Genomic DNA, 13,884 nt, shown 5'->3' with positions numbered 1-13,884 from the left:
ATCAATCGCCGCAATCGTGGCGCAAAAGACACCGTGCCGCAGCCGATTGTCTCCGCGACAGCGAAAGGTTCCATCCGGCCACAACTCGCTCTATAAGCCGCCTTTCGCCCTGGTGGCGAATCCGAAATTCGTCAGTCAGGCATGGGATCGGCCATTTGTTTCGCTTCTTCCGTTCGACGGAAAACCAGCGCCTTATCGCAAGGCTTTTGCGGGAATCCTTTCACGCGCATAGATTTGGCTACGCTGCGGCCATTCTGTCGATGCTGGTGGTGGCGGCAACGACAGCAGCCAGCGCCTATATGCTGCGCGAAATCACCAATGAATTCGTGGTTTACAAGCGGATTGGGCAGGTCAATCTGATCGCGGCGGCGACCGGAGCGATTTTCATTCTCAAGGGCTTCGCAAACTTCATCCAGGCCTACTTCATGAGCAGGGTCGGCAATGCCATCATCGCCGACCGGCAGCGCAAGATCTATGACAGCATTCTTGCGCAAGGCATCGAATTCTATCATTCGACCTCTTCGTCCGAACTGATTTCGCGCATGACGAACAATGCCCAGGCCGCGCGCAGCGTGCTCGACCAAATCGTCACGTCCTATGTTCGCGACCTGGTGACGCTGGCTGCGCTGGTGGGTGTGATGGTCTGGCAGCAGCCGGCGCTGTCCCTGATCTGTCTGGTGATCGGGCCGATCGCCATTTACGGCGTCAATCGTATCCTGAAGCGCGTCCGAAAAATTGCCTCGCAAGAATTCCGTTCGCTCGGCCAGATCGTGCAGGTGATGCAGGAAACGGCGATCGGCGTGCGCGTCGTCAAATCCTTCGGCCTCGAAGGCGCCATGCGCAAGCGCATGTACAAGGCCGTGTCGGACGTGGAGAGCCGCGCCAACAACATCGCCACGCTGGAGGCCGCCACCAGCCCGGTGATGGAAACACTTGCGGGGCTGGCCATCGCTGGCGCCGTTTTTGTCAGCGGCTTCCTGGTTCTGGGCGGCGGCGGTCAGATGCCGGGCAACATCATGGCGTTCATCGCGGCGCTGCTGTTGGCCTATGAGCCGGCCAAGCGCCTGGCCCGCGTACGCATCTCGCTTGAAACCGGCATTGTCGGCGTGCGCATGATGTTCCAGCTCGCCGACCGGCCGCTGACGCTGGCCGAAAAGCCGGATGCAAAGCCGCTGCGGGCCGGGCCGGGCGAGATCCATTTCGACAATGTCAGCTTCGCCTACCCCGAAAGCGCGCCGGTGTTCGAGGGACTGGACCTGACGCTTGCCGCAGGCAAGATGACGGCGCTGGTCGGACCCTCGGGCAGCGGCAAGTCGACCATCCTCAACCTGATCATGCGCATGTACGACCCGCAGGTCGGCAGGGTGATGTTCGACGGGCAGGACATTTCTTGTGCCACGCTCACCTCGGTCAGGGAAAAGATCGCCTATGTCAGCCAGGACACGTTCCTGTTTGCCGGCACGATCATGCACAACATCAGGCTCGGGCGCGAGGGCGCCACGGACGAGGAAGTAATGGCCGCCGCAAGGGCCGCCAATGCACATGACTTCATCAGCGCCCAGGCGAAAGGGTACGACACGGATGTCGGCGAGAATGGCGCGCTGCTGTCAGGCGGCCAGCGCCAGCGCATCTCGATCGCGCGCGCCATGCTGCGCAATGCCGAAATCCTGCTGCTCGACGAGGCGACCAGCGCGCTCGACGCCGAATCCGAGGCGCTTTTCCGCGACGCGCTGCAGCAGCTGACGGTCGGGCGCACCACCATCGTCATTGCCCACCGCCTGTCGACCGTGCACCAGGCCGACACGATCGTGGTGCTGGAGGCCGGCAAGGTGGTGGAAAGCGGCGCGCATCGCACGCTGCTCAACCAGGGCGGGCTGTATCAGAAGCTTTACGAATATCAGCTGATGCCGTGAGCTTTACCCTCCCCCTTGTGGGGAGGGTCGCTGCGCAGCAGCGGGGTGGGGGTCGGCGCCGCACCCCTCACTCCGGTACGTGCCGCACCGCGCCCTTGTCGGCGCTGGTGGCGAAGGCGGCGTAAGCGCGCAGCGCGGTCGTCACCTTGCGCTTGCGCTTTTCCTCGGGCTTCCAGGCCATGGCGCCCTTTGCCTCCATGGCCGCGCGGCGCGCGTCGAGTTCAGCGTCGCTGACAGCAAGCCGGATCGTGCGGTTGGGGATGTCGATCTCGATCGTATCGCCTTCCTGCACCAGTCCGATCGTGCCGCCTTCCGCTGCTTCGGGCGAGGCATGGCCGATCGACAGGCCTGATGTGCCGCCGGAGAAGCGGCCGTCGGTGACCAGCGCGCAGGCTTTGCCGAGGCCTTTCGACTTCAGATAGCTCGTGGGGTAGAGCATTTCCTGCATGCCGGGGCCGCCACGCGGCCCTTCATAGCGGATGACGACGACATCGCCGGCCTTAATTACGTTGGACAGGATCGCTTTGACGGAAGCGTCCTGGCTTTCGAACACGCGGGCCGGGCCGGTGAACTTCAGGATCGACTCGTCAACGCCGGCCGTCTTCACGATGCAGCCGTCGAGCGCCAGATTGCCTTTCAGCACGGCAAGACCGCCGTCTTTCGAGAACGGCGTCTCGGCTGAGCGGATGACGCCCTTCTCGCGGTCGAGGTCGAGCTCGTCCCAGCGGCGGTCCTGGCTGAAGGCGACCTGTGTCGGCACGCCACCCGGAGCGGCGAGAAAGAAGTCGCGGACGCTCTGGCTTGAGGTGCGGGAAATGTCCCAATGGTCGAGCGCTTCGCCGAGGCTTGCCGTATGCACCGTCGGCAGGTTGCGGTTGAGCAGCCCGGCATTGTCGAGCTGGCCGAGGATCGCCATGATGCCGCCGGCACGATGGACATCTTCCATATGCACGTCGGACTTGGCCGGTGCGACCTTGCACAGCACCGGAACGCGGCGTGACAGCCGGTCGATGTCTTCCATGGTGAAATCGACCTCGCCCTCATGGGCGGCGGCCAGGATATGCAGCACGGTGTTGGTCGAGCCGCCCATGGCGATATCGAGCGTCATGGCGTTCTCGAAGGCGCCTTTGGAGGCGATGCTGCGCGGCAGTGCCGACTCATCATCCTGCTCGTAGTAGCGCTGGGCGAGATCGACGATGAGATGGCCGGCCTCGACGAACAGCCGCTTGCGGTCGGCGTGGGTTGCCAGGGTCGAGCCGTTGCCGGGTAGCGACAGGCCGAGCGCCTCGGTCAGGCAATTCATCGAATTGGCGGTGAACATGCCGGAGCACGAGCCGCAGGTCGGGCAGGCCGAGCGTTCGATGACCTTGACGTCCTCGTCGGAGATCTTGTCGTCGGCGGCGGCAACCATGGCGTCGACCAGGTCGAGCGCTTGTGTCTTGCCGGCGAGCACCACCTTGCCGGCTTCCATCGGCCCCCCGGAGACGAAGACGCTTGGGATATTGAGGCGCAAGGAGGCCATCAGCATGCCGGGCGTGATCTTGTCGCAATTGGAGATGCAGACCATGGCATCGGCGCAATGCGCGTTGACCATATATTCGACCGAGTCCGCGATCAGCTCGCGCGACGGCAGCGAATAGAGCATGCCGTCATGGCCCATGGCGATGCCGTCATCGACGGCGATGGTGTTGAATTCCTTGGCGACGCCGCCGGCCTTCTCGATCTCGCGCGCCACCAGCTGGCCAAGGTCTTTCAGATGGACATGACCCGGCACGAACTGGGTGAAGGAATTGACCACCGCGATGATCGGCTTGCCGAAATCCGAATCCTTCATGCCGGTGGCGCGCCACAGGCCGCGGGCGCCGGCCATGTTGCGGCCGTGGGTGGTGGTGCGGGAGCGATAGGCAGGCATGAATTTTCCTTGGCTGGCTGGCTGCGCCCGGTGCGGAGCGTGGCGGCGCGGAACTTGGATCGCAGGGTTTATAGACCGGCAAGTATGGTCTGGCCACTTTTTTGCAATGCGCCAGAGTCTCGCTGAAAATCAGGGTTTCGAAAAAGATTGCCGGCCAGTGTCGGATCGCTAGCCCGGCATCCGTCCTTGGACGACGGCAAGGGAATGGCACCATTTCTATAAGTCAGCAGCTTCACCTGTAACCGCAACCAAACACCCGAGGAGCATGACATGCAAAAGATCACCACCTGCCTGTGGTTCGATGGCCAGGCCGAAGAGGCGATGAATTTCTACGTCTCCATCTTCAAGAATTCGAAGGTGCTGAGCGTGCTGCGTTGGCCCGAAGGCCAAGCCGATGCCGGCAAGGCGCTGGTGACCACGTTCGAACTCGACGGCGTGCAGTTCCAGGCACTCAACGGCGGACCGCAATTCAAGTTCAACGAGGCGATGTCACAGTCGATCGACTGCAAGACCCAGGAAGAGGTCGATTATTTCTGGGACAAGCTCATCGAAGGCGGCGGCGAACCGTCGCAATGCAGCTGGCTGAAGGACAAGTTCGGCGTCTCCTGGCAAGTCGTGCCGGAGCAACTGCCGCGCCTGCTTCTGGATCCGGACCGGGCCAAGGCCGGGCGGGTGATGTCGGCGATGATGCAGATGAGCAAGATCGATATCGCCAAGATCGAGGAAGCTGCCAAAGGCTGAGTGAAGCCCTCAACGCCTCGCTGCCCCTCATCCGCGCTTCGGGCACCTTCTCCCAGTGAACGGGGAGAAGGCAAGATGGCGCCTTACGCCGCCTTGTCGCGGACCTGGTAGTCTTTGACGGTTGCGAAGCGGATCGCCTTCCAGCGTTCGGCTTCGTAGTTCAGCGAGAAGGCGTGCTGGGCCAGAAACACAGGGTCGTTGTCGAGGTCGCGGGCGATGTCGCCGCGATGCGCTTCGATGAAGCGAAGCGTCTCGCCCTTGTCGTCGGCCGAGATCCAGCGGCAGACCGAGAAGCGCGACATTTCGAATTCGACCGGCAGCGTGTATTCGAAATTCAGCCGCTCCTTCAAAACGTCGAGCTGCAACGCGCCGACGACGCCGACGATGGCCGGCGAGCCGTCTTCCGGCGAAAACAGCTGCACGACGCCTTCCTCGGCCATCTGGTGCAGCGCTTCCTTGAGTTTTTTCGCCTTCATCGCGTCGCCGAGGCGCACACGGCGCAGGATTTCCGGCGCGAAGTTGGGTACGCCGCGGAACAGTATCTCCTCGCCTTCGGTCAGCGTATCGCCGATACGCAGCGTGCCGTGGTTGGGAATGCCGACGACATCGCCGGCAAACGCTTCGTCGGCGGTGACGCGGGTGCGGGCAAAGAAGAACTGCGGCGCCGACAGGCTCATCGGCTTGCCGGTGCGCACCAGCTTGGCCTTCATGCCGCGCTCGAGCTTGCCCGAACAGACGCGCACGAAGGCGATGCGGTCGCGATGGTTGGGGTCCATATTGGCCTGGATCTTGAACACGAAGGACGTCATCTTCTCCTCCGTCGCCTCGACCTTGCGGGTGTCTGCGTCCTGCGCACGCGGCGGCGGGCCGAAGGCGCCGAGCGCCTCGATCAGGTCGCGCACGCCGTAATTGCGCAGCGCCGAGCCGAAATAGACCGGTGTCAGATGGCCTTCGCGGAAGGCGTCGATGTCGAGCGGGCGGCAAGCTTCGCGCGCGAGCTCCAGCTCCTCGATGAAGGCCTCGCGCTCGTTTTCCGGCAGCAGGCCGGCGACGCGGTTGGAGTCGGGGCCGTTGACCGGCGTGCGCTCTTTCTCGGCATCGCCCCTGCGCACAGCGTTGAGCGCCAGGTGGTAGGTGCCGGCAAAAGTCTTGCCGCGGCCGATCGGCCAGGTGATGGGGGCAGTGTCCAGCGCCAGCTTCTGCTCGATCTCGTCCAAAATCTCGAAGGGGTCGCGGCTTTCGCGGTCCATCTTGTTGATGAAGGTGATGATGGGGATATCGCGCAGCCGGCAGACCTCGAACAGCTTCAGCGTGCGCGGCTCGATGCCCTTGGCGGCGTCGATGACCATGACGGCCGAGTCCACCGCCGACAGCGTGCGGTAGGTGTCGTCGGCAAAATCCTCGTGGCCGGGCGTATCGAGCAGGTTGAAGACATTGTCCTCGTATTCGAAGGTCATCACCGAGGTGACGACCGAAATGCCGCGCTCGCGCTCGATCTTCATCCAGTCGGACCGCGTCTGGATGCGGTCCTTCTTGGCCTTGACCTCGCCCGCAAGCTGGATGGCGCCGCCGAACAGCAGCAGCTTTTCGGTGAGCGTCGTCTTGCCGGCGTCTGGGTGGGCGATGATCGCGAAAGTGCGGCGGCGCGATACCGCCTGTTCGATGTCTTCAGCCAATTTCTGGAATCCTGTCTGTGGCGCGGGCTTCTAGCAGCGCATTGCCAGCCTGTCGACAGTTTCGGGCCGGCAGGCCGACCACACTTGAGCTTGAATCGTTACGGTGGCATCAGAGGAGCCCATTCTGAGAGGTCCGGTATGAGCAGCGCTAAAGAAGTCATCGTCATCGGCGCCGGCATTATCGGGGCGTCCATCGCCTGGCACCTGACCAAGGCCGGGGCGCGGGTGACTGTGATTTCCGATAGTGGTGCCGGCGGCGTCGCCACGCCAAACTCCTTTGCCTGGATCAACGCCAGCTGGGGCAATCCCGAAATCTATTTCCGGCTGCGCATCCGTGCGATGGCCGAATGGAAGCGGCTGGCAAACGAGCTGCCCGGCCTGCCGCTCGCCTGGTGCGGCGGGCTGTGCTGGGATCTGCCGGCCGACAGGCTCGAAGCCTACGCGGCTGAGCACGCTTCCTGGGGTTACGGCATCGAACGCGTCGACGCCGGGCGCGCAGCGCAAATCGAGCCCAATCTCGTCGAGCCGCCGGAATTCGCTGTCTATGTCGCGGAAGAAGGCGTGGCCGAACCGGTCGCAGCGGCCAAGGCGCTGCTGGCCGACGCAGAACGGCAAGGTGCGCGCGTTCTCTCCAGTTCTGTAACCGCACTTGTCCAGACCGATGGCAGGATTGCCGGTGTCGATACATCGCATGGGCTGATGCCAGCCGAAGAGGTGGTGATCGCAGCCGGTGTCGGGGCGCCCGATATTGCCGCTACCGTCGGCATCAAGCTGCCGATCGAGACGCCGCCCGGTCTGATCGTCCACTCGCAGCCCTACAAGAAGCTCCTCAACGGGCTGGTGCATGCCGAAAAGCTGCATATGCGCCAGACGGCGGAGGGCCGCATCATCGCCGGCTCGGATTTCGCGGGGAGCGATCCCGGTGAGAATCCCGACGCCACGGCGCGCGAGCTGTTTGCAGCAATGAAGGCGGCTTTGCGCGGCGCCGACGAACTGGAATTCGATTTCCACACGGTTGGCTACCGGCCGACGCCGATCGACGGCTTTCCGATCATCGGCCGCGCCGAGGGCGCCGACGGCCTCTATGTCGCCGTCATGCATTCCGGCATCACGCTGGCGCCCGCGGTCGGGCTGTTCGCCACGCGCGAAATTCTCGACGGCGAGCGTGATCCGCTGCTGACGCCTTATGGGTTGGGTCGGTTTGCTCAGTAGCCCGGCGGACGCTTGAAGCCGCCGGTCAGCGCTTCGATCGCCTTGGCGATGCCGAGCAGCCGCGATTCCGACCAGCGCTTGCCGACCAGTTGCAGGCCGATAGGCAGGCCGTCGCGGTCTTGCCCGCAGGGCAGCGAGAGTGCCGGATGGCCGGAATAATTGAAGACCGCGCCATAGGCCGGTAGCATCCAATAGCTTTGCTCCTTGCCGTCGACTTCGATCGGCGTGCCGGGCTCACAATGCGCGAAGGCCGTGGTCATGGCGACCGGGCACAGCAAGGCATCGCAGGTTTCGAAGAACCTGTCCCAGGCCAGGATCGAGCGGTCGCGGCGAGCGAGCGCCTCGAACCAATTGGTGATCGGCGTTGGCTGCTCCGGCGGTTCGGGCTGCGCTGCCTCCAGCATCATGCCGATCAGATCGCCGCCCTGCTCCAGATCGTCATGCAGATCGATCTCAGGCAAGTTCGCTTCTTCCACAATCACCCCTGCTGATTGCAAGCGCTTGGCCAGGCTTTCGACCGCGGCAGCGATTTTACCAGCCACCGGAAAGCCGGGGAAGGACGGCGCGACGGCGATGCGCAATGTCTTGAGGTCGAGCCTGGGCATGGCCTCTACGGGCACCGGCGCGAGGTCGGTGTCTGCTCCGTCCGGGCCGGCGATGATTTTGTAGATCAGCGCAAGATCGTCCACGCTGCGCGCCAGCGGGCCGAGGCAGGACATCAACCGCACGCTTCGCGCCGCGCCGTTCGGATCGGGGAAGGCGCCGGCCAGCGACACGCGATGCTCGGTCGGTTTCAACCCGTAGACACCGCAAAAAGCCGACGGCAGGCGGATCGAATCCTGCATGTCGGTTCCCACATCGAACGGCGTCATGCCGGTCGCCACCGCTGCCGCGGCGCCACCGCTGGACCCGCCTGACGTGCGCGAGCGGTTCCACGGATTGCTGGTGCGACCGAACAGCGGATTGTCCGACTGCCAGTCGCCCAGCATGGTCGCGACATTGGTCTTTCCAATCAGGATGCCGCCTGCGGCTTTCAATCGGGAGACGACCGGGCTGTCCGATTTTGCCGTATGGTTGGCGAAAGGCGGGAAACCGACCGTGGTCTCCATGTCGGCCGTTTCGTGCGTATCCTTCAGGGTGAAGGGCACGCCATGCAGCGGGCCGAGCGCATCGCCATGCGCCAATGCCACGTCGGCGTTTTCAGCGCGCTCACGGGCGCCTTCGCGGTCGAGATTGACGATGGCGTTGACGGCCTCGTTGTGTCGGTCGATTTGGACCAGATGGGCGTCCAGAGCTTCGACGGCGGAGATCTTTCGCGCCGCGATTGCGGCGGCGAGATCGATGGTCGAGGAAAAGGCGAGGTCCATGATTGCTCCGGCTGCTGCCAAACGTATCGCGGTTTAAAACCAAGTTCAGCATTCGGAGATCATCGGCGCTTGATCAAAATTGCGCTTGCCGGTCGGTTGAGGTTGGCGCTCTACGGCGCCCCCCTCTGTCCTGCCGGACATCTCCCCCACTTTGGGGGAAGATTGGCAGCTTTGGCTTCGGCGCCCCTTTTCCTGCGTTGAAAATTGGCGAAGGCCGCCGTGACCTCCAATCTCCCCCCTCGTGGGGGAGATGTCCGGCAGGACAGAGGGGGGCGCGAAGGAATGCGGCTTAGACTAGGGCCTAGACGACCAGTGCCAGCCTTGCCACAGCCGGCACGAACGGCCGAATGCTCATCCCATCGCCAGTGATCGTGACAAAACTCGCCGGCGGGATCGCCTGCCAGTCGCCGCCTTCGCGGTCGAAGGGTTCGGACACGATGCAACGACCGCCGTTGCGGAGCGACGTGTACAGGGTCGGTGCGTGGGCATCGCTTGCGTAGCGCACGGCATAGAGCGCGCGCCCATCCGAAAGGGCCGCAGTGAGTTTCAAGGCCGGTTCGAGACCGGCGTGGCGTGACGCCTCCAGAACCCGAGCGGTGGCGCGCGATACTGCCCCTTGCGGGTCGCCAGCAAGACCCTCGTCGATCATCAGCAGGAAAAACAATTCGGAATCGGTGGTGCCCTCGCGCTGGTCGAAGACGGCGTCAGAGAGCGAGTTCTCCAGCGCGCGGCGGATCTTTTCGAAGCCGCCGATCTGGCCGTTGTGCATGAACGACCAGTTGCCGGAGATGAAGGGATGGCAGTTCATGCGGCTGGTGGCGCCGCCGGTCGACGCCCTGACATGGGCGAGGAACAGGCCGGATTTGATCTGCCGGCATAGGCTTTTCAGATTGGGATCCGACCAGGCCGGCAGGATGTCGCGGTAGAGGCCGGGCTCGGGCCGGTCGCCATACCAGGCAAGGCCGAAACCGTCGCCATTGGTCGGCGACTTGGCTTCCTGGGCGCAATGGCTCTGGGCGATCAGCGAGTGGCAAGGTGCGGTGACGACGTCTTCGAGGAAGACCGCTTCACCCAGATAGGCCGCCCATCGGCACATGGCTTCTAACCAATCCTAGGCGCGATCCAAGAGAGCCTGGGGCTCCTTGACCGCGTGCGAGCCTCTGTTGTGCGTCCGCTCGTAGAGTTCGCGAACGATTCGGCTTGCCGTAGTTTCGAAGAGAAACGGCAAGAAAGCGTGAACGAGTGCCGCACCAGCGGCCATCAGGAGGCGCGAGCAGAACCAGGCGGCAAAGGCCATATGGCTGAAATAGGTCTCGCCCACCTTGGCCGGGTGAGAGGTGAACAGCTTCGAAAACAGCGTCGTCATGGTGATCCCTCCTGCCGGGATAAGCCCCGATGTGGGTATCCTGCCACGGGGTAAAGGTTCATCGGTCTCAATTTGTCCTTGTCTAACGCCGTGGTTCGGGACATTCATCCCACATGGCGCTTGAATTTGATGAAATCGACCGAAGATTGCTGGCCGAGCTGCAACGCGACGGCACACTATCGGTCGATCAGCTCTCCGAAAAAGTGTCGCTGTCGCGCAACGCCTGCTGGCGCCGGGTCAAGCGGCTGGAAGAGGACGGCGTCATCACCGGACGGGTGGCGCTGGTCGATGCCGACAAGCTCGGGCTCGGACTTTCGGTGTTCATCCTGATCCGCACCTCCAATCATGACCCGGACTGGCTGCAGAAGTTCCGTGCGGCGGTGACCGGTTTTCCCGAGATCACCGGGGTCTATCGCATGTCCGGCGATCTCGACTATGTGCTGCGCGCCCGCGTCGCTGACATGAAGGCCTATGACCGGCTCTATCAGCGGCTGATCGCCAAGGTGGCGCTGTCGGACGTTTCGGCCTCCTTCGTCATGGAGGAGATCAAGGAGACGACCGTCGTTCCGATGGAATTGCGCTAGGTCACACTGACGCCTGAAAGAAAGCCGTTGATAGGCCTGCGGACGAGTTGACCGAATCGCCGTTCGCGCCGATAGGATCGATTTTATGCGCGCAGCCTTCCAAAATTCCTCCGTCATTGGTCCCACTGTCGGCTTCGTCAGGTTGCCGCATGGAGATGGACTTCCCCTTCCCGCCTATGAAAGCACCGGCGCCGCCGGCATGGATCTGCGCGCCGCGGTGCCGGAAGACCGGCCGCTGCTGATCCTGCCTGGCAAGCGCGCCTTGGTGCCGACCGGTCTGATCCTGGAAATTCCCGAAGGAATGGAAGGCCAGGTGCGGCCGCGCTCCGGCCTTGCCTTCAAGCATGGGCTGACCGTCCTCAATTCACCGGGCACGGTCGACAGCGACTATCGCGGCGAGGTCAAGGTGCTGCTGATCAACCTTGGCGACGAGGATTTCGCGGTGACGCGCGGCATGCGCATTGCCCAGATCGTCTTTGCCGCGGTGACGCAGGTGACGGTTGAGGAGCGCTCGCTGGCCGGCGCCACGACGCGCGGCGCGGGCGGGTTCGGATCGACCGGCACCGCCTGAAATGAGCATACCGAAACTGGTCATCTTCGACTGCGACGGCATCCTGGTCGACACCGAGAACCTTGCCAACCGGCGGCTTGCCGAGTGGTTTGTTGCCGCCGGTTATCCCACCACATTCGAATATTGCCGCAAATATTTTTCCGGCCGCAGCATGGCTTCGGTGCAGAAGGAAATCGAAGAGACGACCACGGTGCGGCTCGGCGCCGATTTCGTCGATCGCTGGAATGCCGGCCTGCCCGAACTGTTTGCGCATGGCGTCGAGGCGATCCCCTATGTGCGCGACTTCATCGAGGCGGTTCGCGCGGCCGGCATTCCCTATTGCGTCGCCACTTCCGCGCGTATCTCGAAGATGCACATCACGCTCGGCCAGACCGGGCTGCTGCCGCTGTTCGAGCATGCCATGTTCTCTTCGACCATGGTCAGCCGCGGCAAGCCGTTCCCGGACCTGTTCCTGCATGCGGCAAAGACCATGGGTTTTGCGTCGGCCGACTGCATCGTCATCGAGGACAGCGTTGCCGGCACGCAGGCCGGCATTGCCGCCGGCATGCGTGTCTATTCCTATCATGGCGATCCCTATTCCGACCGCGATGGCCTGGCCAGCGCCGGCGGCGTCCTGTTCGACGACATGCGCGAACTTGCCGGGCTGGTGCCGATCCACTGAAGCTGTGTTAGGTTCCGCGCGGCCAGCCTGAGGCACCCATGCCAACGAACCTGCTTCGCTCCATCCTAAAGCGTTTCACCGTTTCATGGAAACGGCGAACCGCTCTATCTTTTTGTTTTGTCGCAATTTCCGGCCGGAAAACCGCACACACTTTTCCTGAAATTGCTCTAGCGCTTGTGCTGCTGCCGTGGCTTTGGACCGCAGCCAGCGCGCAAGCCGTCAGCTTCCCGGAATTCGGCAGCGCCATCCCCGGTCACATGGATGTGACCTATCTGGACCTCGCAAGGATGGTCATTCCCGGCCTCGCAGGTGACAGCAACGGTTTCTACCGGGGTGGATTGCCGATCGAGATGCGCCACATCGAGGGACCGGATGGCGGCGGTTCGCCGCCTGAGACATCGGGCCTCTCCAACGCCGGCGTGCTCGCCATCAAGGCCGGGGGCAAGGACCGGCTGGCGATGCTCTACGACCTCGGCGACTCTCCCGACAGCGCCGAAGGCTATGCCGTGCTGGCGCTCTACGACATCACAGACAAGCCGAAGCTGCTCGACGCCGTCAATGTCGCGCTCGACCGCGGCACCTATTTCCGTGAACCGGGCAAGCTTTCCGTTGGGCCGAACGACGACATCGTGATCACCATGAGCGCGCATTTCAATTCAAGCCAAAACTACGCGATCACGCCGCTGATCATGGTGCGCGACGACAAATTCCAACTGATCGACATGATCTTCACCTTCGATGAGAACCTGTGCGCCTACAGCCGCAAGCAGGACGTTGCTTTCCAGACGATCGCTGACGGGCAGCCTTATGCCGCGGTCAAAGTGACGGTGACCGACGCCACGGTGCTCAACGGCGAGAGCTGCGACGACCAGCCGCCCAAGCCTGAAGCCCACACAATTTCCGTTACCTATCATTGGGACAAGAAGACGTTGCACTACGTCAAGGATTCCGATGCGCTGGACAAATTGGCAGGAGAGAACGCCAAACGCTTCTGAGCCAACCGCATTTGTTTGCCCGGTGCATTGCTGCACGATAGAATCTGCCGGCATTTCCGCATCTGAAGGGAGCACTCATGGACAAGGGCAAGATCTTTCGCGACCTGCACGCCTCGACCTTCGTCATGCCCAACCCCTGGGATGTCGGCACGACCAAGCTCCTGGCCTCCTTCGGCTTCAAGGCGCTGGGGACGACCAGCGCCGGTTTTGCCTTCTCGCGCGGCCTGCCCGATGGCGCAGTGACCTTCGAGGCGATGATCCACCATTGCCGCGAGCTGACGGCGGCAACCAGCCTGCCGGTGTCGGCCGATCTCGAGAAAGGCAAGGGCGACAGCGCGACGAGTGCCGCCGAGACGGTTTTTGCGGCCGAAGCGGCAGGTCTCGCCGGCTGCTCGATCGAGGACCATACCGGCGATCCCGACAAGCCCATCTATGAGTTTTCACACGCCGTCGAGCGCGTTGCAGCTGCTGCTGAGGCCGCACGGGCGCTCAAGCATGATTTCGTCTTCACCGCACGGGCCGAGAATTTCCTTTGGGGCAAACCGGATCTCGACGACACGATCAAGCGGCTGCAGGCCTTCGAAAAGGCCGGCGCCGATGTGCTCTATGCGCCCGGCCTCAAAGATGTCGAGACCATCCAGAAAGTCTGCTCGGCGGTGAGCAGGCCGGTCAATGTCATGGCACTCCCGGCCTTCACCATCGCCGACCTTGCCATGGCCGGGGTCAAGCGCATCTCGCTCGGTCCGTGGCTGACCAATTTCGCCTTCGGCATGCTGGAAACCGCGGCGCGCGAGATCCAGCAGGACGGCACGTTCGGCTTCACCCGGGCCGCCATCCCGTTCGGCAAATTGCAGGCGCTGTTTTCCAAATCCTCAGGCTAGGGGGT

General features: G+C 63.1%; 13 protein-coding genes. 8 read left to right on the top strand and 5 right to left on the bottom strand.

Annotated elements, in window-relative coordinates:
- Positions 1-155 precede the first annotated feature (155 nt).
- Positions 156-1,913 carry an ABC transporter ATP-binding protein gene (locus tag NLY36_RS18930; protein ID WP_023698913.1) on the top strand — a complete coding sequence of 586 codons (1,758 nt, stop codon included), beginning with the start codon at positions 156-158 and terminating at the stop codon, positions 1,911-1,913.
- Between the two features lie 67 nt (positions 1,914-1,980).
- Here the strand turns inward: NLY36_RS18930 and ilvD are convergent, their stop codons facing one another.
- Positions 1,981-3,825 (bottom strand): dihydroxy-acid dehydratase, encoded by a 1,845-nt coding sequence (ilvD, locus tag NLY36_RS18925; protein ID WP_023736178.1) that lies wholly within the window; start codon positions 3,823-3,825, stop codon positions 1,981-1,983.
- A gap of 270 nt (positions 3,826-4,095) precedes the next feature.
- Between ilvD and NLY36_RS18920 the strand changes: the two genes are divergently transcribed.
- On the top strand, positions 4,096-4,566 hold the full coding sequence (locus NLY36_RS18920) for a VOC family protein (RefSeq protein WP_023688814.1): 471 nt from the start codon (positions 4,096-4,098) through the stop codon (positions 4,564-4,566).
- 83 nt (positions 4,567-4,649) lie between these two features.
- On the opposite strand, the gene NLY36_RS18915 is transcribed toward NLY36_RS18920, so the two are convergent.
- Positions 4,650-6,242 (bottom strand): peptide chain release factor 3, encoded by a 1,593-nt coding sequence (locus NLY36_RS18915; RefSeq protein WP_286461313.1) that lies wholly within the window; start codon positions 6,240-6,242, stop codon positions 4,650-4,652.
- 138 nt (positions 6,243-6,380) lie between these two features.
- On the opposite strand from NLY36_RS18915, the gene NLY36_RS18910 reads away from it, so the two are divergent.
- Complete coding sequence (locus tag NLY36_RS18910) at positions 6,381-7,454, top strand: NAD(P)/FAD-dependent oxidoreductase (protein ID WP_286461312.1); 1,074 nt, start codon at positions 6,381-6,383, stop codon at positions 7,452-7,454.
- On the opposite strand, the gene NLY36_RS18905 is transcribed toward NLY36_RS18910, so the two are convergent.
- The 3 genes from NLY36_RS18905 to NLY36_RS18895 all read right to left on the bottom strand — a co-directional run bounded on the left by NLY36_RS18905 (position 7,448) and on the right by NLY36_RS18895 (position 10,187).
- Positions 7,448-8,821 (bottom strand): amidase, encoded by a 1,374-nt coding sequence (locus NLY36_RS18905; protein WP_023736179.1) that lies wholly within the window; start codon positions 8,819-8,821, stop codon positions 7,448-7,450. The two genes, NLY36_RS18910 and NLY36_RS18905, sit on opposite strands and share 7 nt — an antisense overlap.
- Before the next feature lie 301 nt (positions 8,822-9,122).
- Positions 9,123-9,917, bottom strand: coding sequence for a class II glutamine amidotransferase (locus NLY36_RS18900; protein ID WP_023685116.1), 795 nt, complete (start codon positions 9,915-9,917; stop codon positions 9,123-9,125).
- A gap of 15 nt (positions 9,918-9,932) precedes the next feature.
- A complete protein-coding gene (locus NLY36_RS18895; protein ID WP_023685117.1) occupies positions 9,933-10,187 on the bottom strand; it encodes a DUF6356 family protein in 255 nt (84 codons plus the stop codon).
- Positions 10,188-10,300: 113 nt separating this feature from the next.
- Between NLY36_RS18895 and NLY36_RS18890 the strand changes: the two genes are divergently transcribed.
- The 5 genes from NLY36_RS18890 to NLY36_RS18870 all read left to right on the top strand — a co-directional run bounded on the left by NLY36_RS18890 (position 10,301) and on the right by NLY36_RS18870 (position 13,879).
- Positions 10,301-10,771, top strand: coding sequence for an Lrp/AsnC family transcriptional regulator (locus NLY36_RS18890; protein WP_023672880.1), 471 nt, complete (start codon positions 10,301-10,303; stop codon positions 10,769-10,771).
- Between the two features lie 85 nt (positions 10,772-10,856).
- Positions 10,857-11,342: a dUTP diphosphatase gene (gene dut, locus NLY36_RS18885; protein ID WP_023672879.1), complete on the top strand. Its 486-nt coding sequence runs from the start codon at positions 10,857-10,859 to the stop codon at positions 11,340-11,342.
- A gap of 1 nt (position 11,343) precedes the next feature.
- Positions 11,344-12,003: an HAD family hydrolase gene (locus NLY36_RS18880; RefSeq protein ID WP_023736180.1), complete on the top strand. Its 660-nt coding sequence runs from the start codon at positions 11,344-11,346 to the stop codon at positions 12,001-12,003.
- A gap of 176 nt (positions 12,004-12,179) precedes the next feature.
- Positions 12,180-12,998, top strand: coding sequence for a hypothetical protein (locus NLY36_RS18875; protein ID WP_286461311.1), 819 nt, complete (start codon positions 12,180-12,182; stop codon positions 12,996-12,998).
- A gap of 77 nt (positions 12,999-13,075) precedes the next feature.
- Positions 13,076-13,879, top strand: coding sequence for an isocitrate lyase/PEP mutase family protein (locus NLY36_RS18870; protein ID WP_023736182.1), 804 nt, complete (start codon positions 13,076-13,078; stop codon positions 13,877-13,879).
- The last annotated feature ends 5 nt before the right edge of the window (positions 13,880-13,884 follow it).

Source organism: Mesorhizobium sp. C399B, assembly GCF_030323185.1.
GTDB lineage: Bacteria > Pseudomonadota > Alphaproteobacteria > Rhizobiales > Rhizobiaceae > Mesorhizobium.
Note: the sequence above shows the minus strand (reverse complement) of the source record. Positions and strands in the feature narration are given on the sequence as shown.